Genomic DNA, 26135 nt, shown 5'->3' on the forward strand with positions numbered 1-26135 from the left:
CCGCTACGAACGCAAGGCCGAACACTTCCTCGCCCTCACCAGCATCGCCTGCACCCTCATCTGCTACCGCAGACTCACCAAATGAGATGACCTCTTAACCACGCCTGAACGGCAGAGACCGTGGAGAGCCCGGTACTCGGAGACGGGTACGCCGGGTTCGGCGAGCGGCACGGAGAGACGGACGGTGGCAACACCGGCGCCGCGCTCCGTGCCGGCTCAACAGGCTCCTCCTTGGTGAGGGTCACCCCGCGGACCTGCATGACGCGGCAGCGGCACAGGAAGTCCTGTTTCGTCTGCGTCTGATACACCCTGTGAACGCACTCGTGTGGGCCGACTCCGCCTACGTCGGGAAGTTCACGGACTGGGCGAAACAGCACTTCAACCCGACCACCAAGTCGGTCAGCCCGTCCCAAGGACGCTTCTGGCTTCAAGGGCTTTCGGTGAGGCCGCAGCCCCGATGGCGGGCCTGCGGCCTCACCGAGCACCGACTCCTTCATCACATGCCCCAGTCATGGTCTTCCTCGTCGTCCACTGGGGCAGCGGAGCGTGCCCCGGGCGGAGCCATGCGAACAAGGACTCTGCCACTGTTGCCTGGAAGGGCTTCGACAGCGTGGTACAGCTTCTTGATGTGCTTCTGCGCGAGGAACGTCAGTACCCGTTGCTTAAGCTGCCCTGATCCTTTACCCGGAATGAATTGAACGACATCCTCGCCTGTATGCACCGCTTTGAGAATTGTCTGTCGCAGCGTCAGCTCAATATCACGATTGTTCCTGAAAACCGGATGCAGATCTACGGTGATCAATCTGTCTCCTCAACTGGCTCTAACAGAATCTGTTGATACGTGACTGTCGTCCCGCTGGATCTTTGGTGTGGTCGTGAGGAAGAGACCGTCGCGGCCGTGGCTCGTCTCGGATGAATTGTGGTCGGGGATCGAGCTGTTGTTGCCGGAGCCAGGGCCGGGACAGGGCGAGGGTCGGCCGAGGGCGCCGGACAGGGAGGCGTTGTACGGAATCCTGCTTGTCCTGCATGCCGGCATCCAGTGGCAGTGCCTGCCGCAGGAGCTGGGCTTCGCTCCCGGCAAGATCTGCTGGTGGCGTCTGGCGGCTTGGACCGAGGCAGGTGTCTGGGGCCAGTTGCATGCGGTACTGCTGAAGATGCTGCGGTCGAAGAACAAGCTGGACTGGTCAAGGACAGTGATCGACTCCTCCCACCTCCGGGCTGCACCCAGGGGGCGGGAACGGTCCCAGCCCGGTCGGCCGCACACGTCTGGGGAAGCAAGCACCATGTCTTCACCGTCGGCCAGAGCATCCCGCTCGCGGTGTCGCTGACCGGCGGCAAAACGCAACGACGTCACCGAACTCCTGCCCTTGCTCGACAAGCACCCAGCCGCGGGCGGCACCACCGGACGACGTTGCCGACGCGCCGTTAGCGGACCGCGGCTGCGGTCCGCGGCTACGACCACGACGAGTGCCTCCGTCTCCTGCGCGGGCGAGGCGTTCGCCCTGCAGGCGCCGGACGGGGCCAGCCCCGCGGAAGCGGCCTGGGCTTCGATATCGCATAGGTACGCTCAGAGAATGCGCAGCCGGGTGATGCGCTGCGGAGTGCCGTCCACGACGACCTTCTTCTGCCACTTTTCCATGCTGTAGGTGCGTCCGTTGGACACGAACCGGATCTTGTTGTTTCCCGAGCTGACCCGGGTCACGTTGGAGAAGTGCCTTTCTATGAGGCCGGCGTTGGCGAGACACGTCTCGCTGGCGCCCTTGTTGTACGTGATCTTGACGATGTCGGTCCTCGGGCCGGCCTTCGTGCTGCACGGCGTGCCGTTGAGGGCCGCCGCGGAGCTCATCGGCAGGACGACCGCCGCAAACCCCGTGGCGACGGCTCCGACGATGATTCGCGTGAGTGAGCGCCTCATTGTTACCCCTAGTGAAGGATGCATTCTCGTTGTGTGAGTGGAGGGTGACCTCGGTCCACATCACTCTGAACGAGCTCTCGGGTCGGCTGGTTCACTCCATCTCCGGTGATGCTGTTTTCTCGTGACGGTCCGTCTGTCTGCGACTGCGCGGGCCGTCTCCAGCTAGGGCCTGTCTGACAAATGATTACCCCGTGGACTCGCGGAGCCAGAGGATCAAGGAAGCCAGGACAACTCCGGCACGGTAGCGGTCGCCGAGCTTGTCGAACCGGGTCGCGATCGCGCGGAACTGCTTGAGGCGGGCGAAGCATCGTTCGACGACGTTGCGGTCGCGGTAGGTGACCTTGTCGAAGGCCGGCGGCCGGCCGCCGAGGGCTCCGCGTCGGTGGCGGTTCGCCGCCTGGTCGCGGCGCTCGGGGATCGTGGCAGCGATGCCCCGGCGCCTCAGCAGATGGCGGATGGCCCTGCTGGAATACGCCTTGTCACCCAGCACACGGTCCGGTGTCGTGCGCGGGCGGCCCGTGCCGAGGCGCGGGGTGCGGATGCCGTCGAGGACCTGGCCGAACGCCGTCGCGTCGTTGACGTTGCCGGGCGTGAGCACAATCGACAGGGGCAGGCCCCGGCCATCGACGGCGAGATGGACTTTGGTGGTCAGTCCGCCTCGGGAGCGGCCGAGGGCCTGGCGCGCCTGCGAGCGGCCCGGATCTTCCAGTTCGTCCCCGTTCACATCCCCATTTTGCGGGCGCCGACTGCGTGCTGGTGGGCTCGGTTGATGGTGGAGCCGACGGAGACGGTCCATTCCACCCGGCCCACCGCGTCATCGCGGACCTGAACGTGCTCCAGCAACCGTGCCCAGGTGCCGTCCGCCTCCCAGCGGGCGAACCGCTCGTAGACGGTCTGCCACGGCCCGAACCGGTCGGGAAGACCCCGCCACGGAGCCCCGGTCCGCAGCCGCCACAGCACCCCGTTGACCACCTGCCGGTGATCACGCCACGGACGGCCCCGTCCGTCCACCTGAGGCACAAGGGGCTCTATCCGCCTCCATGCCGCATCCGTCAACTCACCTCGACCTGCCACAAGATCAATTATCAGACCGGCTATAGAGTCCTGCCCGTGGCGAATCATCAGGACGAGACCAGGACGGCCTACGACGGTGTCGTCGAGCTGTACGCATCGCTGTTCGCAAACCGGCTGGAAACACAGCCTTTCTCCCGGGCGATGATCGGCACCTTCGCCGAACTGGTGCGCGCGACGGGCAACCTGCGGACAGCGGACGTCGGGTGCGGGCCCGGACATCTGACAGCCATGCTGCACGAACTCGGCCTGGACGCCTTCGGACTAGACCTTGCCCCCGGCATGGTCAACCACGCCCGGCAGGCCCATCCGGCGCTGCGCTTCCAAGAGGCGCGGATGGAATCCCTGCCGATCGAGGACGCCGCGCTCGGCGGCGTACTGGCCCACTACTCAATGATTCACACCCCTTCGGAGGAACTACCGGAGCTGCTCGCCGAACAGGTACGCGTCCTGGCACCGGACGGTCTGCTCCTGGTCTCCTTCTTCGGGACCGACGGACAAGAACCGGTCCGGTTCGACCACAAGGTGGCGCCCGCCTACAGCTGGCCGGTGGATCGCCTCGCCGAACTGCTGGGCGATGCTGGGCTCGATCCCTTCGCCCGGCTGCTCCACGATCCATCCTCTGATCGGGGCTTCCTCGACGCCCATCTACTGGCCCGCCGTTCGTAGCCACTGCCCAGTCCCCCCAGCCGATCGGCGCACCTCCGGATTGCCAGCTCAGCCGAATCTCGCTGATCAGACCGGAATTATCAGACACCCCCTAGGGGGCACGGGCGCGCGGTGCTTGCCGCGCGCGTTTCGACGAGCGACGGCTGGCCCTGTCGGCCAGAGCGGGGGCGGCTGGGGCGTTTTCAGCGTCGGTGTCGATGCCCACGAAGGCCGCGGCCGGGGGCTGGGCGCCCAGACCGGCGGCCGGGGGCGGGAGTTTGCCTGGGCAGGGGTTGAAACCCTCTCAGTCTCTCTTCGGTCCCTGTAGTAAAAGCGCAGCTCAGAGCATGTGTTAGCACTCAGCCAGGGACTGAAGGGACCGAACTCTCCAATTATGAGTTAGTCCTGCATGTCTACTCATGCGCCCGCGCATGAGTAGGGTCGTAGTACCTATACTTGTTCTCACTCATAATTGGAGAGTCTGGTCCCTTCAGTCCCTCCGGGTTGGGCGAGACCTCGTCTGACCTGCGCTTTTGGAGTGAGGGACCGAAGGGGTTCCCGTCCCTGCCACAGGTTCTGGGCCCCTGCGGTGGTCCCTTCCGGTCCCCCGGACGGCCCCCGCCCCCTCTGACCCGCCTCGCACGCCGGGCCGGGTCGAGGCGTGAGAGAGTCTTAAGCCCAGAGTCCCTTCGGCACTCGCAAAAAACGCCAAAAGGGACTTCCCTTGTGATATTCCCAAGGGACCAAAGGGACTCAGGTACGAATAGTGCGACGCCCCAGGTGCACGGCGTCGCACGGCTCAGCCTCTACACTCATTCCCGAAACATAGTCCCTTCGGTCCCTGAGGCTACGTCAACAGCCCACCTGACCAGGTGGTTTCCCTTTTCAGAGACCCATGCCGACGAGAAGGATCCACGTGCTGCGCTCCGGTGAGTTCTCCGGGTCTGAGACTCGGCCGACCACGCCGCATGCCGTAGCCCGCTGGTGTGCCGCGCAGGCCTGGCCCGTGCACCCTTTGACCCCTGGCAGGAAGACCCCTCGGGCCAACTGCGCCAAGTGCAGGGAGAACCGTCACACGCCCGCACAGTGCCCGTGTCTGCCAGCCGGGCGTCCCTGCCACGGGTTCCACGCCGCAACCACCGATCCGGCGCTCATTGACGCCTGGTGGTCCGCCTCCCCTTCGTCGGGAATAGGTGTGGCCACCGGGCCCGCCAACCTCGTGGTGCTTGACATCGACGCACACTCCGCGGCGATCCCTGACCGCAGTAGGCTGCTGCCCGGCATCCCCATCCCCGAACCCGTCAACCTCACTGGACTGGCCTCAGGCTTCGACACCCTGGCCCTCTTGGCAGCCTATCGTGGCCGCCAAGACCCTGCCCACGACCACACAACCCTGCGTGTGCGCACACCCTCCGGGGGCCTGCACGTGTGGTACAGGAAGCGCGATGGTCGCCTGCCCCTACGCTGCTCAACAGGGTCAAGCCCGAAGGTAGCCCTGGCCTGGCAGGTCGACGTCCGGGCCACGGGCGGGTACATTGTCGCGCCCACCACACGCACCAACAAGGGCATTTACCAACCGGTGGGGTCGGCCCGTCTGCCTGCACCCCTGCCTGAGTGGCTGCATGCCGAACTGGCGCGTACCGGGCATGAGATCACCCCGCCTCGTGCGGCCCGGCCCTCTGTACCGGCTCCATGCGCCCGCCGTGTGTCCGGAGCAGCCGGTGCGCGCCGCGTACTGGACCCGCTCATCGCCGAGGTCGCAGCCTGTGGGGCCCTGTCGGAAGGAGCGGCCTTCACGGAGAAGCTGAACCGGGCGGCCTACACCGCCGGAGGCCTTGTTGCAGGCGGCCACTTCGACGAGGCCGACGCACGCCTGCTCCTGGAAGAGACAGCAGACCAGGCCCGCCCCCGGCAGCACACCCGTAACGCCAGAATCATCAGCGACGCCCTGACTGCAGGGGCCGCTCGACCGCTCCATCTCCAAGGACGTTCATGAGCAGCGCCGACAACATGCCGCCGTTCGACGCCCAGGCTGCGGCCCAGCAGATGCTTGACCTGCGGGAAGCGCCGGCGCCCCCCGCGGGCGGGCTGTTGCCTGCCCAGAGCGGCGCCGCGAAGCCCCTGGCAACCCACGTTCCCAGCGGTCTGATGCCCAAGTCGCTGTCCGACCGGGGTAATGCGCGGCTGTTCGTCCAGATCTACCGAGAGCAATTCCGGCACGTCGAAGGGCTCGGTTGGTTTGCCTGGGACGGTTACCGGTGGAAGCGTGGTGGCGGGGAGAAAGCCGCGCTGTGGGCGGCGGGCGAGATGGCCGAGGATCTCGCTGACACTGATCCCGGCGGCCTGTACAGCGAGCGTGAGCTGCGCACCCACAAGCGCCGGACACTGTCCACGACGGGGATGAAAGCCTTGCTCACACAGGCCAAGGCCTCCCCGGATCTGTCCGTCGACCCTGACACCCTCGACGGCGACCCCTATGCCCTGTGCACTCCCGCCGGCATTGTTGATCTCCACACCGGAGCGCTCCGCAAGCCTGACCCATCTCGGGACTTCCACTCCCGGGCCACAAGTGTGGCGCCGCAACCCGTCGCTGCCCCCCGCTGGCAGCGTTTCCTGGTGGACACCTTCGGGGACGACGCAGAGGGCCGGGAGATGATCGACTTCCTGCACCTGCTGCTCGGCTACTCGATCACCGGCGACGTCGGAGCCCAGGTTCTGCCCTTCCTGCACGGGCAGGGCAAGAACGGTAAGTCCGTCCTCCTCGATACGATGATCCAGATCCTGGGCGACTACGCGGACGCCGCACCTCCCGGATTCCTGATGGACCGGGGGGCGTTCTCCGAACACTCCACGGAGCTGACCGAATTGCACGGGCGACGCCTGGTCGTGTGCAGCGAGCTGAAGCCGAACGACAAGTTCGACGAGGCCCGGGTACGTCTCTTGACGGGTGGAGACAAGATCAAGGCACGACGGATGCGGCAGGACTACTTCTCCTTCACCCCGACGCATCACCTGTGGCTGCTGGGCAACCACCGCCCTGAGGTGTCCACCGGAGGCTTCGCGTTCTGGCGGCGTATTCGCCTGCTGCCTTTCGAACGCGTCGTCTCCGACGCTCGCAAGATCGACAATCTGGCCTTCGAACTCGTCCGCGACGAGGGGCCCGGGATCCTGCACTGGCTCATCGAGGGGGCCCGCCGCTACCTTGCCACGCGCGATCCGCTCGAAGGCCCCGACCGGGTTCGTATCGCTACTACCGCCTACGCGACCACCGAGGACCACATCGGCCGGTTCCTGTCCGAGTGCTGTACCCGTGGGCCGGCTGCGGAGGGCTGTGACATGCGCGTCGAGCAGGGCCTTCTCTACACTCAGTACAGTGCCTGGTGCCATGCGGGGGAGGGGCTCCGGCCCGCCACGGCCAGGGCCTTTGCGACGCGGGTGCGTCAGGAACTGGGGCTGGCATCACCCAACGACATGATCAAGTCCAACGGTCGGAAGTACTACCCGAATCTTGCCCTGGTAACGAGTGAATGACGAGGTGCCCCGTGGACCGGCAGGGAGGTCTGCCTCAATGCGGCAAGTCGCCTTACGATGGATTGCGGGCCCGCCGCCCGCAGGTGCCCACCCTGTACGGGCTCGTCCCCCTGTACAAGCCATGACAACCACACCGGCTGGCCCCGCCCGCGCCGGCTGACGAAGGAGGGGCTGCAGCCATGAGTTCGCTGTTGACCGAATGCGACCTCGCCCGCGAAGACGACGTGGTGTGGCTGGAAGACCCCGAAACGCTCGACTACGTCCGCCAGACCCTGGACAAGACCAGGCGGCGGAACACCAAGCCCCCCTATCTCCGCGACGGCCGTATGGTCGGATACGCCCGCTTGGATGACAGCGCCGAACCCGACCCCGATAGCGGCCTGTACCGGCGGCGCGTGTTCTTCCTGCTCCCGCATGATCGGGACAGTCTTCCCCACGGCCTCTACAAGGAGGGGGCTCCCGGCGAAGCGGTGGACCCGCTCACCATCGAGCCCAAGAAGCCCGGAACGAAGACCGAGCGCTCTCAGCGTGGACCGGCGATCACCGCCGGAACCTCTTGAGTCAGCTCGGAAGTCAACGTGCTCTTCCCCACGTGCTAGCCGTCGGCCGTGCCGTCGGGGCAGTCGATGGCCTGCAGCGGTGTCGGGTGAAGACAGCAGCCGTCCGTACACGGCGATCGGTGAGCGGCCTCAGCCCGCGGTCTGCCGGCCGGCCGCCCCGCGAAACTCAACGCGACCACCCGCGCCGGAGCCGCTCAACGGAACAAGGACGGCGCGATCCCCGAGCAAGTCGCCGATGAACTCGGCGTCAGCCGCTCCACGCTCTACCGGGAACTGCGCAAACACCGCGAAGGCGCCACCGCCGAACCCGTCGGCCGATCTGGGCGGCGTCACAGCTGAAGGCCCGGCTCTCCTGCAGAGGATGAGGATCGCAGGAAGCCGAGCCTCTTTTGCGTTCCGCGCCGGAACCGCTGTCTTCGTCGTACTCGGGCCTGAGTGATTGCCCCGCAATCACTTCAGCGCTTGGTGAAGCCCAGAGCCTGCGTAACGAGGTAGTAGTCATCGGTCGCAGAGGAGGCGTTGCCGACGGTGAGCTTGGACGGGTTTTCCGTGACAGGGTCGTACAGGCGTAGAACCTTCTGCGCCGCGTAGGCTTCCGGGATTCGAGGGCTTCGCCGCACGCTCGGGAGTACGAGCTCCTCGTAGGCGTCCCGGGCTTGCCGCTGGCTGTCGTCATAGACAGCGCCTTGGTTGCGAGTCGTGGGGCAATCCACGATGAGGATGTGGGACAGCTCAGCCTCTGCGCCCATGACGGAGAAGGTGTCGCGGATGTCGTCGATCTTCGCCTCCATCCGTGTGAGGGCCCGCAGCTCTTTCCAGCCCGGCTTGACGCAGGCGACCACCTCGTCAGAAGCGACGACGGCGTTGACGACGATGAGACCGAGGTTGCCCGGGCAGTCGATCAGGATGAGGTCGTAGGTGTCCCGGATGCGGTCGATCTGCCTCTTGAGCCAGAATTCACGGCCTGTCTTGGGGGCGAGGAGCTGCTCTGCTTCCTCGAGTTCACTGGAACCCAAGACCACGTGCAGGTTCGGGATGGGCTTGGCGCTGTCGTCGTCGTAGGCGCCCGCCATGGCGGGAACCACAGCTTCCTCGATCTCCGCCGCACCGGTGAGGACGTCGTAGAGATTGGCCTGGTTCTGGACGTCATCGGGACTGTCATAGCCCAGTGCTGCAGAGGCATCGCACTGGGCATCTGCGTCGATGACGAGAGTCGTGTAGCCGAGGTGGGCTGCACAGGCTCCGATGTTGACGCCTGAGGTCGTCTTTCCTGCGCCGCCGCTCTGGTTGGTGAGGGAGATGACTCGCGCGATCTTGTTGCCTGGCGTGGCGCGTGGGGTGGGTGAAGTCATGATGAGCCTCCACAGGTGATTGCGGCGCAATCAGTGTCGGTGGGCGTGTGGTGCGAGCATCGGCAGTGGGACGCCGATGAGAGAGCGGGGCGGCGTGCCCGCCGCGAGGTGTGGGCTGCCCTTCTCGGTGCCGGGATGATTGCGGCGCAATCACGAATGCCCGCACGAGCGCCGAGGCTGACTCTCGGGTCAGACGTGGCAGCTGCAACCTGGCCGGGAGGACGGCACAGGGTTGTTCATCGTGCGCACCAGTCACCCAGCTTCGCATGGGCGCTGGGCGATTGGTCAACAGTCCATCTCAGGCGGAAAGATGCCGCTTGAGTTCTTCGATCTCATCCTGGGACAGGAGTTCGGTGATGTTCCGAGCGAGGTCCTCTACGGTCCTGACGACGATGACGCCTCGCGGGTCCTCGGTCACCGTGCTGGTCGCGGTCTTGGTCTCGGTGCGCGTATCGGTTCCTGTCGCAGAGCGTTCGTCGTCTGCGCGACCCCGAGGTGGTGCATCCTGGGACGGGTCCGATCGCTCTCTGTCTTCGCCCGCGAATTCGGTTCGCTGCTCAGGGAGATGATCGAGGCTGGTGTTCGCAGCATCCGAGGACTTGGTGGTTGCGGCGCAATCAGCGTCTTCTGCAGGTTCGTCGCGGATCTGCTGCTCAGCCGGCGGCACCTTGCTGTCAGCCACAGCCTGCTCCGCAGAGATCTCGCCCCGCGCAAAGGCGTCCTGCAGGTCGGGACGAAGCCGTGCACAGACCGTTGCGGCCTCCCGGACAGGCAGCTTCAAGCGACCCGGGCCGTCCGATGTGTCCGCCCCCTCCTCAAGTAGTTGCTGCTCCTTGAGCCAGTGATCGATCACTGCTTGCTGAAGCGCCGGCACGAGGCGCAGCAGCGCCACCCGATGGGACACATAAGTCTGCGAACACCCGACGCGCTTGGCGAGCTCCCGCTGGGAGAGCTGCTTCCCTCTCTCGTCCTTCTCGTTGAGAGCCTCCTGGAACTCGGTGGCCTCTTCAATCGGGTTGAGACCCATCCGCTGGACATTCTCCTGGATGGCAGCGATGCGCAGGCTCGGCACATCACTGCGTACCAGGATGGGAACCTCGGTGAGCCCCGCCAACTTCGCTGCAGCCAGCCGGCGATGTCCGTGATGCACGACGAAGAGGACGCCCTCAGCCACCCGAGCCTCCACGGCCGCCTTGTGCTGGGGGTAGATCGAGACGTAGACGTCAGGCGGCAGCACCGTCATGGCGGTGTTCATGCCGTCGGTGCGTAGAGTCTCGGCGAGCTCATCGATCTTGTGAAGCTTCTTTCGACCGTTCTCGGGGCTCGGCATCAGCCGGTCCGGGTGAACAGTCGGCAGCCCTTGCGGCACCAGGCGTGCTTGTTGGGTCGCAGCCCTGCGTGCTGCTCGCTCCGCGGCGAGATTCCGGCTGAGGCCGGGCTTCTTTGACATGACATCTCCGCATGAGTCGTGCCGAAACGGACGCGACGGTTGAGCCTAGCGGCACACAACTTGAGTCGTGTCTCGCGGCCCAGCGATTGCCCCGCAATCACCTGACCGCTCTGGAAGCAATTGCCCGCCTGGTCTGACGAACGGAGCCCGCCCCTCCACAGGAAGCAGGCAGCGCACAACGACGCTGAGGGCCGAGCCGTGCAACGAGCGGGAGGCCGAAACCGGTGGCAGGCCTGGACCAGGCGTGTCGCCTTCTCTCGGCACCAGCGGTCAGCGGTGAAAGGCGTCACGGTTCGCGTCGACCATGAAGCTGCGGTGCCGTGGGAAGGCGCTCACTGCGGTGTGCGTCGCCCGTTTCGTCGAGGGGCCAGTCCGATTGTTCTTGCGGGAGCCGGCAGCAGTCATGCGCAGCAGGTCGGTGACGCGCTCCCACCATCGGGGGTGAAGCCGGTGAGCAGGATGCGGGCCGGCGTTCCCGGGCGGTACAGGCAGATGCCACCCCGCTCGCGGCGATATCAGAGCCTCGCTACGCCTGCCACGTGGCCGTGGGGGCACTGCTGTCGTCCGCGACCGGGCGGGGAAGCAGCGGGCGTTCCCGGAGCCGGAGCTGTCCTCGGGCGACCAGCCGGCCCCGATCAGGGCGGCCCGAGGCAGGGGGGGGGGAACACGTTGCGCCGCTGTCCCCCCGTGGGAAGATGTGGTGCGGGCGACGGGCCCTGCCCGAGTGAGGCAAGGAGAGCTGCCATCAGCATACGTGTGCTGGTTGTGGACGATCAGGCGATCGTTCGTACGGGCTTCGTGGCCATTCTGAACGCCGAAGACGACATGACCGTGGTCGGCGAGGCCGCGGACGGGGAAGCGGCCGTGACGATGGCGGCCGAACTCGACCCCGATCTGGTGCTGATGGACATTCGGATGCCCGGTATGGACGGGCTGACGGCCACCCGGCTGATCACGCGGCACGGCAGCCGAGCCAAGGTCCTGGTGCTCAGCACGTTCGACCTCGATGCCTATGTGTACGACGCGTTGCGCGCGGGAGCCTCCGGTTTCCTGCTCAAGGATGCCGGTCCGGACGATCTGCTGTCCGCGATACGGGTCGTCGCCTCCGGAGACGGCGTCCTCGCCCCCGCGGTCACACGACGCTTGATAGCGGCCTTCTCCCAAGGGATGCCGGTTCAGGCGGAGGTCGCCGGGGCGCTGGAGTGCCTCACCCACCGCGAGCGCGAGATCCTGATTCTGGTGGCCACGGGCTTGAGCAACGCGGAGATCAGTGAGCGTCTGGGGCTGGCCGTGGGCACGGTGAAGGTGCATGTCAGCGCGGTGCTCGGCAAACTGGCCCTGCGGGACCGCGTGCAGGTGACCATCTTCGCCTACGAAAGCGGACTGGTCCGCCCGTCCGGGATACCGACTGACTGAGAGACCCGGAAGGGCTCCGAACCGGGCGACGCCCGCTGGTCACGAGGATGGGTGCGCTGCACCCAGGAGTCCTCCACCCAGGAAAACGGCAACCTGGCTGGGTCCCGCCGTAGGACCGAGGATGAAGCCATGAACGGCAACGACACTCCCCGCGAGCCACACCCGTACGCCGGTATGTGGGTGACCGCGGACGGCCACATCCGCCAGGAACTGCTCCCGAACGGCCGCTACGACGAGGCCCGGGGCAACCGCCGGAGCGCCTACACCGGCCGCTACACCGTCACGGGCAACCACCTCGACTACGTCGACGACACCGGCTTCACCGCCACCGGCGACGTCCGCGACGGCATCCTCTACCACGAGCACCTCGTCCTCTACCGCGAGAACGACCCGCGCGCCCGGTAGGACTCGGGGGGGGGGGGTGCCCGTCGGGGCGCCACAGGTGGCCGTCCGCGCGGTCGGCCAGAGCGGCGGTGTTGGCACGCAGGACCTCGGCCAGCTCGGCCTGGAGCCGGTCGTCCTCGGGCCACGCCTCCAGGAGCGCGTCGGCTGCCGCGACCGCCAGGCCGGGCAGATCGGTGTCGGAGACGGTCTCGCGGACGGCACGGGCGGTGGCGGCGTGGACGCGGACCGCACGAGGGTCGGCACGAGGATCGCAGACGAGCAGCGCATGACGGTGCAGCAGCCGCAGGGCCGCGTGCACCTGGCCGGCTGTGACCTGCGAGGTGCCGCGGGCGGTGCCCTTCTCCGCGGGTGGGACACGATGAGCGGCGAGGAAGGAGAGAAGGGGCGCTCGCGTCCAGAGGGCGTGAGGATGGCCGTCGGGATCGAGGAGAGAGGCCAGACGGAGGACGGGGACGGCAAGACCGGTGGGATCGGCGTCGCGGACGGCCGCGAGAGACATCAGGAGGGTGGTGGTGATCCGCCGCCCGCGGCCCTCCGTGCCGGTATGCCACCGCGCCGGACCGTCGCCGTCCATGCCTTGTCCCCTCCACACCGTGCGCCCCCGGTCCCCAGCTTACGGAACCCCAGTGCGGCGCAAGGCCAACGGGACGACGCGGCCGGTGACTTCGCCCCCTGCTCCGCGACGACCGGACGGCGACGCGGCGGCCCACCCGGCTCACGCGCGGCCCGACCACGCGCCGCGCCCCGCGATCACTCCTGGATGTCGGTGGTGCCGGCCCGCTCCCCGGTGACCTCCTGAGAAGCCCGGCCCGTCCCGGCGGCCGCGACAGCGGGCGGGCTCACCGCGAGCGGTTCCAGGACGTCGCCCAGCAGATGCAGCGGCCCGGCGGTGACCCCGGCTTTTTCGACGGCCCGCCAGTAGGCCAGGGCGGTGGGCGGATCGACCAGGCCCCGCACCAGGGGCACGTCCGCGCCCGAGGCGTGCAGCAGGGACTCCGCGCGGCAGGACGCCAGCGTGCCGGCGATTCCGTACTGGGCCGCCGTCTCGGCGACGGCGACGGCGCCGGGCAGCCCGTCCGCCAGGTCGCGCCGCGTGTCACCGACCGCGAGCAGCCCGCCGCCCACGACGAGGACGTCCCCGCGCTCACGCATCCGGGCGAGCGCGCGGCCGGTGTCGAAGCAGTGCGGGAAACTGTCGTCCACGACGACGGCACCGGGCCGCAGCCGGTCCACGTCGATGAGGGCGCGGTGCCCGCTGACCGCCGCGACGACCAGCCCCGCCCCGTACACGGCGTCAGGCAGGTCCGGGGCGGAGACGCGGATGGCGACGTCCCCGGCCAGCCCCCGTTCCCGCAGCGTCCGGGCCAGTTCCCGCAGGCGCTGCTCGCTGCCGGGCACGTCGCACAACACGAGCCGGGCGGGCGGGCGTTCGGCCAGGGTGAGCAGCAGCTCCAGCGACGAGGCGCCGATCGAGCCGAGCCCCACCACGGCCATCTCCAGGCCGGCCAGGTCGCGGCCGGCCGCGGCCAGTGCGGCACGCACCGTGCGGACCACGGAGACGACGGTGGCCGCGTGCCCGGTGGTGACGGACGCCGCCGCGGCCCGGTCGGCGCGCATGACGTCGAAACCGTAGCCGGTCAGTGAGGGAATCATGCCGGCCAGTGAGACACAACGGGCGCCGAGCGCGGCAGCCGTCCGCACGGCCCGCACCACGTGACCGGCCAGGGCCCGGTCGCCGGCGAGTTCGTCGGCGAACAGCGGCAGCGCGACGAAGCCGGACCGGCCCAGCGGCGTGGAGGTCGTCTCCAGCAGCCGGGGCGCGCCGCCCGGGAACAGCAGGCGACGGACGTCCTCACGCGTCGAGGAGGTCTCCGGCAGCCCCGCGAGCCGGGCAAGGTGGGCGGGAGCGGGCAGATAGCCGACGAGCGCGGCGTCCAGGTCCTCACCCGCGGACCGCGGGGCCCGCCGTACGGCCCGGGGAACCACGGGCCGGTGGCCGGTGGCCGGCACGGCGCGGAGGAGCCGTTCGCGCAGCCCGTCGGCGAGCGTGGCGAGCGCGTCCGGGTCGAAGGCCGCCGCCGCGCCCCGCAGGGTGACCTTGAGCCGGTCCCCGTCGGGCCGCGCCGCGAGGAACACGTCCGTCCCGGCCGCGGGCGGTGTGAAGCCGCTGTCCTCCTCGTCGTCCCAGCGCACGGCCAGGACGTCCCCACCGCGCCGGCCGAGCGCGCCGAAGTCGAGGAAGGTGAAGAAGAACTGCGAGGTCAGCGGCAACCCGCTGGAGTCACGCGGTACGACGTCCTCGTGGACGCGGGCGTCGACCGTCTCCTCGACGACCCGGCGCACCCGCCGCGCGAAGTCCCCGGGCGCGGCTTGCGCGCCCGGCCCGAAGGGGCGGACGGCGACGGCGGTGGCGAAAGGTCCGAAGACACGGTGGATGCCGGGCAGCGGATGGTCCCGGCCGGACACCGCCACGCCGATGATCAGGTCCTCCTGGCCGGTGAGGGCGGCGAGCGCCCCGTGGTAGGCGGTGAGGAGCGGAGCGTACAGGGTGGCGCCCGCGTCGGCGGCGACCTTGCGGAGCGCGCCGGTGACGGTGGCGTCCAGGACGAAGCCGTGGGAGTGGAACCGCGGTGACGTCCCGTCCCGGTCCGCGACGCGCAGGACCGGTCCGGCGTAGGGCGCGGACAACGCCGCCCGCCGGCGCCGCGTGCCGTCCTCCTCCCTCCCCGGTACCGCGGCCTGCCCGGCGACACGGCGCGCGAAGTCGCGGAAGGTGGTGTCCAGCGCGGGCAGCGCGGGTGTCACACCGCCGCTCAGGGCGTCGTGCACGGCGGTCAGTTCACCGAGCAGCAGAGCGGCGCTGTAACCGTCGCCGATCAAGTGGTGGGCGTGCACGACCAGTACGTGCTCGTGCGGGGCCAGGGTGAGCACCCGCAGCCTCAGCAGGGGCCAGGCCCAGGGTTCGAAGCCGCGGCGCCGCTCCTCCTCGACCCGTTCCGCCAGCTCCTGCGGCCCGGACACGGCCGCGAAGCCGACCGGCAGCCGCAGCGACGCGGGCAGCTCCTGCTGCACCGGTGGCCGCGCCCCGGCCGGGAAGACCGTGCGCAGCATCGGATGCCGGGCCACCAGGATGTCCACGGCCCGCTGGAACAGCTCCCGGTCGAGCGGGCCGGCCAGCCGCAGCCGGGCCAGCCAGGACCCCCCGGCACCGGGTGCGAGGGCCTCGGCCAGCAGGAACCCGCGCTGACTCGGGGTGACCGGGAAGGCCGCCGGGACGGCCGGGTCCGCCCGCTCGGCGTCGACCGGATCGGCCGCGTCGACCGGGTCGGCCGCGTCGACCGGGTCGGTCGCGGCCACCGGGTCGGTCGCACGCGCCGTACGCGCCGTACGCGCCGTACGCGCCGTACGCGCCGGATGCGCCGGATCTGCCGGACGCGCCGGGCCGTCGTCGGAGGCGGGCTGTACGGGGGCGCGCGGCCCCGCCTCCCGGGCCGCCCTGTCCACGGCCTCGGCCAGCGCGGCCAGCGTGCGGTGCCGGTACACGGCGGTGGGCCTGGGCAGCGGACCGCCTCCGTACCGGGCGAGCCGGTCGAACACCTGGAGCGCCAGCAGCGAATCGCCGCCCAGCTCGAAGAAGTCGTCGTCCGGCCCGACCCGGTCGACGCCGAGCAGCTCGCACCAGATGCGCTCCAGCCGCTCCTCGGTGTCACCGGCGCCGGACGGCGGTGCGTCCGCCACCGGCGTCCGGCCGGTCGCCGTCGGCAGTGCCCGCCGGTCGACCTTGCCGGTGCCGGTCAGCGGCAGGGCGTCCAGCACAGTGATGCGGGCCGGCACCATGTAGGGCGGCAGCGACCGGGCCAGATGGCGCCGCAGCGTCACCGCGTCCACGCCCGCGCCGTCCTCCGAGCCGCCCTCCGAGCCGCCCTCCGAGCCGTCCTCCGAGCCGCCCTCCGAGCCGCCCTCCGCGTCCCTGAGCACGACGAACGCGGACAGCCGCCCCGCGTCCGCCAGCACGACCGCCTGCGCGATGTCCGCACGGTCGCGCAGGACGGCCTCCACCTCACCCGGTTCGACCCGGTGACCCCGGATCTTCACCTGGTCGTCGAGGCGGCCGACGAATCGCAGGGCGCCGTCGGGCAGCACCTCCACCCGGTCGCCGCTGCGGTACCAGCGGCGACCGTCCCGCTCGGTGAACGCGGCCTGGGTGAGCCGGGGTTCACCGAGGTAACCGGTGGACAGTCCGACGCCTCCGATCAGCAGTTCCCCCGTGCCGCCCGGACCCGTCGGCGCGCCCTCGGGGCCGACGACGAGCACCTCGGTCCCGGTGACGGCACGGCCGATGGGCAGTGCCGCGACCTGATCGCCCGGGCGCTCGGTGACGACGTGGAAGGTGGCGTTGATGGTGGTCTCGGTGGGTCCGTAGAGGTTGACGATGGTCTGCCCCGGCCCGAAGAGGTCGTACCAGCGGCGCACCCAGTCCGCCCACAGCACCTCTCCGCCGACGTGGACGAGGCGCAGTGCGGACAGGTCCGGCAGCGGTTCACCGCGCCGGACGACGTTCTCGGCGGCGGTCAGCAGCCGCTCCCACAGCGACGGCACCGAACTCCACACGGTGATCCGGGCCCGCGCCACATGGTGCAGCAGCAGTTCCGGATCGCGCACCAGGTCACGGTCGGCGGTCACCACGGTGGCACCGGTCAGCAGCGGCGCCAGCAACTGCCGTACGGAGGCGTCGAAACAGGGCGAGGAGGTGTTGGCGAGCCGGTCGCCGGGACCGTAGGCGAAGGTGCTCGCCGCCCAGTCGAGGTAGTTCTCCATGGCGCGGAAGGTGATGGGCACCGCCTTGGGGCGGCCGGTGGAGCCGGAGGTGAAGATGACGTACGCCGTCGCGTCGGCGTCGGCCGCATCACCGGGTGCGTGCCCGGCCGTCCCGTCGTCGGGCCCGGTGACGGGCAGGGCCGTCAGTGCGGTCAGCGCCCGCGCGGTGGCCCGGGTGCGGTCGTCGTGCACGACCACGCGCACCCCGCAGCGATCGGTCTGCCCGGCCAGCCGCGCCGCCGGGTACTCGGCGTCCAGCGGAACCCATCCGGCGCCCGCCCGGAGGATGCCGACGACGGCGATCACGGTGTCGGGGCCCGGAGAGGTGAGCATGCCGACCAGGTCACCCCGCCGTACGCCGTTCTCCCGCAGCCGCCGGGCGAGGGCGCCGGTGGCCGCGTCCAGGTCCCGGTACGTCACCGGGAGCCGGCCGTCGTCGACGGCGACCGCGTCGGACGCCGCGCGGAACCGTTCCAGCAGCCGGCCGACCACGGTCGACCGGGCCGCGCTCGCGGGCTCGGGCGCGGTACCGGCGGTTTCCGGGCCGCGCAGCTCCCGCTCGAAGGCGGTGGCGAGACGGGCGACCGTGGCCGGGGAGAGGACGTCCTCGGGGAAGTTCCAGGACAGCCGCAGCATGGGCCCGTCCTCCCAGCACAGCAGGTTCAGCCGGGTGGCGGCCGAGCCGGTGCCCGCCGCGGTGGGCCGTACCCCGACCGGGCAGTCCGGGTCCAAGGGCGCGGGGAAGCGGGCGAAGCTGAAGCTCGCCGGGCTCGCCGTCCGCGGCCCCGAGGCGTCGCCGGACAGCAGCCGGGCGAGGCCGAGACTGCTGACGGTGGCATGCCGTTCGCTGTCCAGCCAGGCCAGCCGCACGCGTTCGGCGAGCCGGGGCAGCGGCTCGTCAGGGTCTGCCTCCAGCAACAGCGGCAGGGTGTCGGCGAGGGGGCCGACCAGCCGGTCGTTCCCCGGCGTGCGGGCGTCGCGGCCCGCGCGGGCCACGTTGACCGCGAGGTCGCGCCGTCCGCTCCACCGCGCCAGGCAGCGTGCGTAGGCGGCGAGCAGGAGGTGGAAGAGGGAGACGTTCCAGCGGGCGGCCCGTTCGCGCAGGACGGCGACGAGGTCCTCGTCCAGGACGCGGTGCTCGGTGACGATCGGCCCGGGGCCCTCCTCGGGGTCCGGGCGGCCGTCGTAGGGCAGCGTCATGGGGGAGCGGTCCGCCAGGCGGGCCGTCCAGTACGCGGTGTCCTCGGCGCGGACGGCGGGCCGCACGCCGCCGGCGTGGGCGGCGAAGTCGGCGGCGGCCGGCAGCGGGGCCGGGACGCGGTCCAGGGCGAGGTCGGTGTACAGCGTCCACAGTTCCGTGCTGAGGAGGTTGAGGCTGTAGCCGTCGGCGGCGACGTGGTGCACGGACAGGAGCAGGTGGGCCACGCCGGCCTCACCGGTCAGCAGCAGCGCCCGCAGGGGAGGCTCGTGGGTGAGGTCGAGGGGCCGGTTGACCAGTTCGGTCTCCACAGCCCTGAGGGCGTCCTCGCCCTCGGGGCACGGCCGGGTCTCGAACCACCCGGCGGGGTCCGCGCCCGCCGTTATCGTCTGACGCGGTACGGGGGAGGAGCCGTCGCCCCGTGCGATCCGCACGCGCAGCATGCCGTGCCGCCCGGCGAGCGCGACGAGGGCACGCCGCAGCAGACCGGGGTCGAGGGGCCCGTGGACGGTCTGCCGCACCCAGCCGCGGGCCGGAGTCCGGGGGTACAGGACGCTGCTGGTGTGCAGGGCCAGTTGTACGGGGGTGAGGGGGAAGGGCACGCCCTCGGCGACGGCGCTCTCCGTGAGGACCGCCGGGCCGGTGCCCGCGCCCTCGCCGGACGCGTCGGCGTCGAGGTGGGCACAGAGTTCCCGCACCGTGCGGTACTCGAAGAACAGCGTCGTCGGCAGGTCCCGGCCGAGGGCACGTTCCAGCCGCCGGACCAGGTCCACCGCGGCGAGCGAGTCCAGACCGAGGGAGAGGAAGGCCGCGTCCTCGTCGACCGCCTCGACGGGGAGGCGCAGGGCCTCGGCGAGCAGGCCGCGCACGAGTGCGGGGGTGCCGGGGGTGCGGCCGGACGTACGGCCGGCCGCGTCGGAGGCCTGCGCGTCGGAGGCCTGCGCGTCGGAGGCCGGCGCGTCGGCGTTCTGGGCGGAGAAGGCCTGCGCGGAGGAGGCCGGCGCGTCGGCGGTCTGGGCGTCGGCGGTCTGGGCGTCGGCGGTCTGAGCGTCGTAGGTCTGAGCGGGCGCCGGGGTGGAGTCCTGATCGGCCATCGGCGGAAGCTGAGGAAGCCGTACCGGCGCCGCCGGGACGCTGTCGTCGCCGTGGCCGGGGGCACCGATGTCGGCGAGCACGAGCTGCGCGGTGTCGACGGCGCAGGCCGCGCGCAGGGCTTGCAGCGCCTCGGCCGGAGAGAGGGGCGCGCCCCCGGCGCGCACCGGCACGTGCTCCGCCGCCCTGGCGGCGAGTCCCGTGCGGGCCACGGCGCCGAGATTCACCGCCAGCCAGCGGCGGCCGGCGGCCCGCTCGGCCGCAGCGAAGGCGTCGAGGTAGGCGTTGGCGGCGGCGTAGTCGCCGAGCGCGCCCGCGGCACCCGGCAGCACGGAGGCCACCGAGGAGAAGGCCACGCACAGCGCCGGGCGGTGCCCGTGGCGGTGCAGTGCGCCGGCCAGCAGCCGGGTGCCGAGCGTCTTGGCGGCCAGTGACCGGCCGGTGTCGTCCCGGGCGGTGCCGCGCAACGAGCCCGGAACCGCCACCCCGGCCAGGTGGAACACGACGTCCGGTGCCGGAGCCTGGGCGAGCAGGGCGTCGAGTTGCCGTTCGTCGGTGACGTCGGCCTGCCGGTAGCGGGCATAGGCGCCCAGCTCGCCGAGTTCCGCCAGCAGCGCGGTCGGCCGCCGTGCGGAACGGCCGGTGAGGACGAGGGTGGGGCGGCCGCGCCCGGCGAGGTCCCGGGCGAGCGCGGCGCCGAGGCCGCCCGCGCCACCGGTGATCAGGTAGACGCCGTCCGCGGGCAGCGGGTCCGTCCGGTCCGTCCACGGCGCCACGGCGCCGTGGGGCAACGGCTCGACCCCCCGCAGCAGCCGCGTACCGTCGCGCCAGGCCGCCACCGACACCTCGCCGCACGCCACGGACAACTCGGCCGCCACCGCGTCGAGTCGCTGCTCGGCCGTGTCCTGGGAGGACAGGTCGGCACAGGCCAGGCCCGCGCCCTCGGTCTCCTCGGGCAACGCCGACGCGAGACCGGTGAGCAGGGCCTGCCCGGGACGCGGCACCGCCTCGCCCCGCGAGCCGGTGCGGTGGGCGTCCTCGGTGAGCAACAGGAGGCGCCGCGCCCCGACCCGGTCGAAGACCCGCAGCGTGTCCCGGAAGGCGACCGCGGCGGCCAGGCCGGTGCCGTCCTCTCCACGTCCCGCGAGATGGACGACGGTGTGCGCGGACCCCGTGTCCGCCCGCACCGTCGGCACTCCCCGCGCGGCCAGCCGCCCGGACAGTTCCCGTACCGCTTCGCCGTCGGGCCCGGACACCAGCGTGACCGGTACCAGGTCCAGGGGCTCGGGGAGGGGAGCGGAGGTCCAGGCGATCCGGTGCAGCAGCCGGGCGGGGTCGGGGCCGGGCCAGTAGGGCCGCCGCTGGAAGGGATAGGTGGGCACGGGCACGCGGCGTCCCGTCGGAGCGAGCGTCCCGTGGTCGACGGCGACGCCGCGTGTCCACAGCCGGGCGACGGTGCGCAGCAGCGCGTCCCTGCCCCGGCCGCCCCCCTCCCGGGTGGCCGGCAGGGCGGAGAGCGCGACCGGCGCGGGGCCGGGCCGGGCCGCGGCGGCCCGTCGCACGGCCGCCGGCAGGTCGGTGCCGGGCCCGATCTCCACGAACGTGTCGAAACCGTCCTCGGTCAACCGCTGCGCGGCAGCCGCGAATTCCACCGGCCGCAGCGCGTGGTCCCGCCAGTGGGAGGCGTCGGGGGCCGACACCCAGTCGCCCGTGAGAGTACTCATCAGCGGTACCCGGGCGGCCCCCGGCACCAGAGCGGCGGCGGCGTCGTACAACGCCCGCGCGGCCGGTGCCATCAGCGGTGAGTGGAAGGCGCGCGTCACCTGGAGCCGGCGCGCGGCGACGCCCCGCGCGGTCAGCGCGGCCACCGCGTCCTCGACAGCGCGCACGGTCCCGGACAGCACCAGCCGGCCGGGGGCGTTGCGCACGGCGACGCAGAGGTCCCCGTCCGAGGAGGCGACCAGGGAGTCCACGGCGTCGTCCGCCCCGCGTACGGCGGCCATGGCGCCCCGCTCGGTCAGCTCGGCCAGGAGCCGGCCCCGCTCGGCGGCGAAGCGGACGGTGTCGGACAGCGGCAGCAGGCCCGCCGCGCAGGCAGCGGCCAGTTCCCCGACACTGTGGCCGGTGACGGCGTCCGGTACGACGCCCCAGGCGCCCAACTGCCGGGTCAGGGCAACGGTGAAGGCGACCATGGCGGGCTGGGTGATCTCCGTGCGCGCCAGGTCGGCCGGGGCGACGCCGGGATCGGTGCACCAGGCGGTCAGGGTGCGGCCGTACAACGGACCGAGGTGCGCGGACGCCTCCTCGAGGGTGTCCCGGAACACGGGCGCGGTGGTGTACAGACCAGCGGCCATGCCTGGACGCTGGGTGCCCTGACCGGGGAAGAGGAACACGAGACGAGGGCGCGAGCGAACGACGCCGGTGTACGTGTCCGGCGCGGCGGGGAGACGGCCGGTGGTGTCGCCCCCTGCCACGGCCGGGCGATGCTCGGCGCCTTCCGCTGCGGCCGGGCGGTCCGCGGCGCCGTCCGCCGCGGCGAGGGCGGACAGCCGCGCGCGTACGTCGCCGTCGCAGACGAGGGCGAGGCGGTGGCGGTCGCCGTCGCGCGCCGTTCCCGCGGTCAGGCACAGGTCGGCCTCGGTGATCTCCGGATGTGCGGCCAGGTGGCCGGACAGGTCCCGGACCAGGGCACGCAGCGCGGGCGGTGTGACGGCGGAGAGCGCGAGGAGATGCGGCCCGTCCGCCACCCGCCGCGCGCGGGCCGGAGGAACGGCGGGCGCGGGGGCCTGCTCCAGTACGGCGGGCGCGGGGGCCTCCTCCAGTACGGCGTGCGCGGGGGCCCGCTCCAGTACGGCGTGCGCGTTGGTGCCGCCGAAGCCGAAAGCGCTGACGCCGGCGACGAAAGGGCCTCCCGAGGGCGGTACGGGCCAGGGGACGAGCCGGCCGGGCACCTGGAAACCGGCCCCGGCGACCGGAGCGGCGGGCGGATCGGCGTGCGGCGAGGGCGGCACCTGGCCGTGTCGCAGCGCCAGTACCACCTTGACCAGACCAGGCAGCGCGGCGGCGTTCAGCAGGTGGCCGATGTTGCTCTTGGCCGAACCCAGCAGCCGCGGGCGTCCGTCGGGCAGCGGCGGGAAGGCATGGGCGAGCGACGCCAGTTCGACCGGGTCGCCGAGGGCCGTGCCGGTGCCGTGCGCCTCGACATAGGTCACCTCGGCCGGATCGACGGCCGCGGCGGCGTGGGCGGCGGTGATGACCTCGCGCTGGCGGGCGGGATGGGGCGCCAGCAGGCTCAGCGAGGTGCCGTCGTTGTTGACGGCGGTGCCGCGGACGACGGCGAGCACCTCGTCACCGGCCCGCCGGGCGTCCGCCGTCCGCCGCAGGACGAGCACCGCGCCGCCCTCACCGGGCACGAAGCCGTCCGCGCCGGCGCCGAAGGCACGGCTGCGGCCCGTCGGCGACAGGGCCTGCACGGCGTGCAGCATGCGGTGCGCGGTCGGGGTGAGATGGAGGTTGACGCCGCCGACCAGGGCGATGTCGCACTCGCCGTCCGCGAGGCTGCGGCGGGCCAGGTGCAGGGCCACCAGGGCGGAGGAACAGGCGGTGTCGACGGCCAGGGCCGGACCGCGCAGGTCGAAGCTCTGCGCGATGCGGGCGGCGAGGAGGTTGGGCAGGTTGCCGGTCAGCGCGGCGGGCGGCAGTGGTGTGCCGTCCCGGCGGGCCGCCCGTTCCAGCAGCTCCCGGTAGCCGCTCTCCCCGGCCGTCGTGAACACGCCGACACGGTGGCCGCGGCGGCGCGGGCCGGCGTAACCGGCCCGCTCCAGGGCCTCGTGCGCCAGCTCCAGCAGGAGCCGGGCCTGCGGGTCGAGGCTGTGGGCCTCCGCGTCGCCGATCCCGAAACGGGCGGCGTCGAAGCCGGCCGGGTCCTTCAGGAACGCTCCCCACCGGGCCTCGGGCACCTGGTCGTCACCCCACCGGTGCGGCGGCACCGGGGTGACGAGGTCCCGCCCTTCGGTGAGCAGCCGCCAGTACTCCTCGGGGCTGTCGGCGCCGGGAAAACGGCACGCGAGACCGACCACGGCGAGTGTGCCGTCCGCTCGTCGGCCGGACACGCCGGTGCCTTCCGCACCCGCGCCGCCCTTCCGCGGCGCCGACGCCGGCTCCGAGGTCACGTACGCCTCCGCACGCGTCCCCGGCTCCGCCTCCGCGTCCGCTTCTGCCTGCGCGCCCGCGCCCGGCTTTGCCTGTGTCCCCGTCGGCTTCGCCTGTGCTCCCGGCTTCGTCTCCGTCCCAGGATTCGCCTGCGCTCCCGGCTTTGCCTGCGCCCCCGTCGGCTTCGCCTGCGCTCCCGGCTCCGTCTCCGTCCCAGGCTTCGCCTGTGCCCCCGGCGTCGCCTCCGTCCCGTCCAGCAGGTGATCCACGATCTCGGCCACCGTGTCCGCCCCGGCACGCAGCGCCGACACCTCCAGCCGCCGGCCGAGGGCATCCTCCAGCCCCGCCAGTACCTCCATCGCCTTCAGCGAGGTCCCGCCGAGCGCCCGGAAGGACGTACGGGAGCCGATCCGCTCCACGGGCAGCCCCAGCACCCCGGCCCACACCTCGCGCACGGCACGCTCGGCCGCCGCCCGCGACCGCGGTACGTCGCGCTCACCCGCCCCGTGCCCGCCGGCAACGGTCGGCGTACCACCGGGCGCGCGGGCGACGACGCGGGGAAAGCGGCCCGCCTCGAACCGGTCGCGCAGCACATGGCGGCGTATCTTGCCGCTGGTGGTGCGGGGGAACCGACCGGGCGGCAGGGCGACGACCCGGACGTCGTCGTGGAGGAGGGCCTCGCCCACCCGGTCCGCGGCGTGCCGCAGTACCTCGTCGGCCGAGCGTGGCGGACGGGCCCAGGCGACGCACACCACCACGCGCTCGCGGCCGGTGACGGGATCGGTGGAGCCCACCACCGCGGCCGTCCCGGGCGGCAGCCCGGGTGTACCGGCGGCGACCTCCTCCAGATCGGCGGCGTGGTACTTCAGCCCGTTCAGGAAGAGCACGTCCTTGTGCCGGCCGCTGACGCACAGCCGTCCCTCCCGCAGGAACCCCAGGTCGCCGGTGCGCAGCCAGCCCTCGGCGGTGAAGGCCGCGGCGGTGGCATCGGGCAGCCCCCGGTAGCCGCGGGCGAGCTGCGGCCCGCGCACCTCGACGTGCCCCACGCGCCGCTCCCCGAGCACCCGCCCGGCGTCATCGACGATCCGCACGGAGCAGCCGGGCACGGGGTGACCGAGGTCCATGAGCTCGACGGCACCGTCGGCACCACTGGCCTCCTCGGCCGCCTCGGAGGCGTCGACCACCCGGCCGCGGCTGAGCGCGCCCCGCTCCACCGCGAGCGGCACGGCCACCTCGCCGGGCGGCGGAAACGTCACGGCGAGGGTCGCCTCGGCCAGCCCGTAGACCGGCTGGAGGGCGTGCGCCGCGAGACCCGCGAGCCGCGCACGGCGAGCGAAGTCGCGCCAGACGGTGGCGGAGATCGGTTCGGCTCCGACCACCACCCGCCGGACGCTGCGCAGGTCGAAGCCGGTCAGGTCCGCCTCGGGAATCCGCCGGACGGCCAGCGCGAGCGCGAAGTTGGCGGCCGACAGATGGGTGGCCCGGTGGGTGGTGGCCCGCTCGAACCAGATACCGGGCCGCCGGGCGAACGCCAGCGGCCCGATCTTGACCTGCTTGGCACGGGCGGCGAGCGGGGCGAGATGCGTGCCGATCAGACCCATGTCGTGGAAGTACGGCATCCAGCTGACCACCACGTCGGCACTGCCCAGATCGGACACGGCCACGATCTGGCGCAGGTTGGCCGTCACCGCCGCGTGCGTCAGCTCGACGCCCTTGGGCTGCCCGGTGCTGCCCGAGGAGAACTGCACGAACGCCAGACCGTCCGGCGAACCCGGCACGGTCACGTCCGGCATGTCCCCGTCCGACGCCCCGCCGTCCGGCAGCCCGTCCAGCCGCAGCACGGCCGCCCCGGTGGGCAGGTCCCGCGCCACCTCCGCGCCCACGGCGTCCACGAACAGGGCCGGCCGGCCCAGGTGTTCCCACACGGGCGCCACCCGGCGGGCGTCCGCGGCGAGTGGCACCGGCACCAGACCGGCACCGACCAGTCCCCAGAACATCACCTGGAAGTTCTCGCTGCGGTCGGCGACCAGCGGAACACAGGTACCGGGCGCCACTCCGGCCGCCCGCAGCCCCCCGGCGACCCGTACCGCGTCCGCGAGCAGCTGTCGGTATGTCACGTTCAGCTCGCCGCCGTCGTCGCGCACGTGCACCGTCACTTGCTCGGGGGCCTCCCGGGCGGCCGCCAGCAGGACGTTCCAGAGGGTGTCGTCACTCATGTCGTCTGCTCACACCAAATCGAGGGAGACCGTGCCACGGGACGACACTCTCCCCCGCGCGTTCACGCGAAGGAGCCGAGCCGTTCGGCAGGGCTGGACGGATGGGGCCGACTCGGACCGTCACGAGCCGTCGTACGGGGTACTTCAGTGATCCGCGGGCATCCGCGGGCATCCGCGGGCATCCGCGGGCATCCGCGGGCGAGACGGGAAGTTGGGCCGGTCCCACCGCGCTCAAGTTTCAGAACCGGTATGAACCGGTACCTGTCGCATGTGTATATCACTGCCGTCCGCTGCCCAAGACCTCCGGTCCG

Annotated in this window: 13 protein-coding genes and 1 pseudogene; 8 read left to right on the plus strand and 6 right to left on the minus strand. The window is 71.5% G+C overall.

From position 1 onward, the window contains the following. Positions 1-496: 496 nt before the first annotated feature. Complete coding sequence (locus ACZ7G3_RS34570) at positions 497-802, minus strand: Smr/MutS family protein (protein ID WP_470930511.1); 306 nt, start codon at positions 800-802, stop codon at positions 497-499. Between the two features lie 73 nt (positions 803-875). Here ACZ7G3_RS34570 and ACZ7G3_RS34575 point away from each other — a divergent pair, with 73 nt between their 5' ends. Then, positions 876-1328 carry a transposase gene (locus ACZ7G3_RS34575; RefSeq protein ID WP_470930513.1) on the plus strand — a complete coding sequence of 151 codons (453 nt, stop codon included), beginning with the start codon at positions 876-878 and terminating at the stop codon, positions 1326-1328. Between the two features lie 239 nt (positions 1329-1567). Here ACZ7G3_RS34575 and ACZ7G3_RS34580 read toward each other — a convergent pair whose 3' ends face one another. Then, the gene (locus ACZ7G3_RS34580; protein ID WP_470930515.1) at positions 1568-1915 is read right to left on the minus strand and encodes a beta/gamma crystallin domain-containing protein; all 348 of its coding nucleotides are present in this window, start codon (positions 1913-1915) and stop codon (positions 1568-1570) included. A 162-nt stretch (positions 1916-2077) separates the two neighbouring features. Then, a pseudogene (locus ACZ7G3_RS34585) lies at positions 2078-2989 on the minus strand (IS5 family transposase). A 36-nt stretch (positions 2990-3025) separates the two neighbouring features. On the opposite strand from ACZ7G3_RS34585, the gene ACZ7G3_RS34590 reads away from it, so the two are divergent. The 5 genes from ACZ7G3_RS34590 to ACZ7G3_RS34610 all read left to right on the plus strand — a co-directional run bounded on the left by ACZ7G3_RS34590 (position 3026) and on the right by ACZ7G3_RS34610 (position 8064). Then, positions 3026-3655, plus strand: coding sequence for a class I SAM-dependent methyltransferase (locus tag ACZ7G3_RS34590; RefSeq protein WP_470930517.1), 630 nt, complete (start codon positions 3026-3028; stop codon positions 3653-3655). A gap of 874 nt (positions 3656-4529) precedes the next feature. After that, positions 4530-5630 (plus strand): bifunctional DNA primase/polymerase, encoded by a 1101-nt coding sequence (locus ACZ7G3_RS34595; RefSeq protein ID WP_470930519.1) that lies wholly within the window; start codon positions 4530-4532, stop codon positions 5628-5630. Continuing rightward, positions 5627-7165 (plus strand): DNA primase family protein, encoded by a 1539-nt coding sequence (locus ACZ7G3_RS34600; RefSeq protein WP_470930521.1) that lies wholly within the window; start codon positions 5627-5629, stop codon positions 7163-7165. Before ACZ7G3_RS34595 ends, ACZ7G3_RS34600 begins: the two co-directional genes overlap by 4 nt. Before the next feature lie 179 nt (positions 7166-7344). Then, positions 7345-7725: a DUF6009 family protein gene (locus ACZ7G3_RS34605; protein WP_426602466.1), complete on the plus strand. Its 381-nt coding sequence runs from the start codon at positions 7345-7347 to the stop codon at positions 7723-7725. A gap of 141 nt (positions 7726-7866) precedes the next feature. Further along, positions 7867-8064, plus strand: coding sequence for a helix-turn-helix domain-containing protein (locus tag ACZ7G3_RS34610; protein ID WP_470930553.1), 198 nt, complete (start codon positions 7867-7869; stop codon positions 8062-8064). A gap of 116 nt (positions 8065-8180) precedes the next feature. Here the strand turns inward: ACZ7G3_RS34610 and ACZ7G3_RS34615 are convergent, their stop codons facing one another. Together ACZ7G3_RS34615 and ACZ7G3_RS34620 are read right to left on the minus strand one after the other, a co-directional pair. Further along, positions 8181-9077, minus strand: a complete 897-nt coding sequence (locus ACZ7G3_RS34615; protein ID WP_470930523.1) for a ParA family protein — start codon at positions 9075-9077, stop codon at positions 8181-8183. 298 nt (positions 9078-9375) lie between these two features. After that, positions 9376-10527 carry a ParB/RepB/Spo0J family partition protein gene (locus ACZ7G3_RS34620; RefSeq protein ID WP_470930525.1) on the minus strand — a complete coding sequence of 384 codons (1152 nt, stop codon included), beginning with the start codon at positions 10525-10527 and terminating at the stop codon, positions 9376-9378. Positions 10528-11271: 744 nt separating this feature from the next. On the opposite strand from ACZ7G3_RS34620, the gene ACZ7G3_RS34625 reads away from it, so the two are divergent. Further along, on the plus strand, positions 11272-11943 hold the full coding sequence (locus tag ACZ7G3_RS34625) for a response regulator (RefSeq protein ID WP_470930555.1): 672 nt from the start codon (positions 11272-11274) through the stop codon (positions 11941-11943). A 129-nt stretch (positions 11944-12072) separates the two neighbouring features. Further along, the gene (locus tag ACZ7G3_RS34630; protein WP_470930527.1) at positions 12073-12348 is read left to right on the plus strand and encodes an Atu4866 domain-containing protein; all 276 of its coding nucleotides are present in this window, start codon (positions 12073-12075) and stop codon (positions 12346-12348) included. Between the two features lie 750 nt (positions 12349-13098). Here ACZ7G3_RS34630 and ACZ7G3_RS34635 read toward each other — a convergent pair. Next, the gene (locus ACZ7G3_RS34635; protein WP_470930529.1) at positions 13099-25824 is read right to left on the minus strand and encodes an amino acid adenylation domain-containing protein; all 12726 of its coding nucleotides are present in this window, start codon (positions 25822-25824) and stop codon (positions 13099-13101) included. Positions 25825-26135 lie beyond the last annotated feature (311 nt).

This window comes from Streptomyces sp. NPDC037271 (genome assembly GCF_055603605.1).

Bases quoted from the DNA above. Each gene is read 5' to 3' on its own strand.
- ACZ7G3_RS34600 (WP_470930521.1), top strand. From the start codon at position 5,627: ATGAGCAGCGCCGACAACATGCCGCCGTTCGACGCCCAGGCTGCGGCC.
- ACZ7G3_RS34615 (WP_470930523.1), bottom strand. From the start codon at position 9,077: ATGACTTCACCCACCCCACGCGCCACGCCAGGCAACAAGATCGCGCGA.
- ACZ7G3_RS34580 (WP_470930515.1), bottom strand. From the start codon at position 1,915: ATGAGGCGCTCACTCACGCGAATCATCGTCGGAGCCGTCGCCACGGGG.
- ACZ7G3_RS34595 (WP_470930519.1), top strand. From the start codon at position 4,530: ATGCCGACGAGAAGGATCCACGTGCTGCGCTCCGGTGAGTTCTCCGGG.
- ACZ7G3_RS34605 (WP_426602466.1), top strand. From the start codon at position 7,345: ATGAGTTCGCTGTTGACCGAATGCGACCTCGCCCGCGAAGACGACGTG.
- ACZ7G3_RS34635 (WP_470930529.1), bottom strand. From the start codon at position 25,824: ATGAGTGACGACACCCTCTGGAACGTCCTGCTGGCGGCCGCCCGGGAG.
- ACZ7G3_RS34630 (WP_470930527.1), top strand. From the start codon at position 12,073: ATGAACGGCAACGACACTCCCCGCGAGCCACACCCGTACGCCGGTATG.
- ACZ7G3_RS34620 (WP_470930525.1), bottom strand. From the start codon at position 10,527: ATGTCAAAGAAGCCCGGCCTCAGCCGGAATCTCGCCGCGGAGCGAGCA.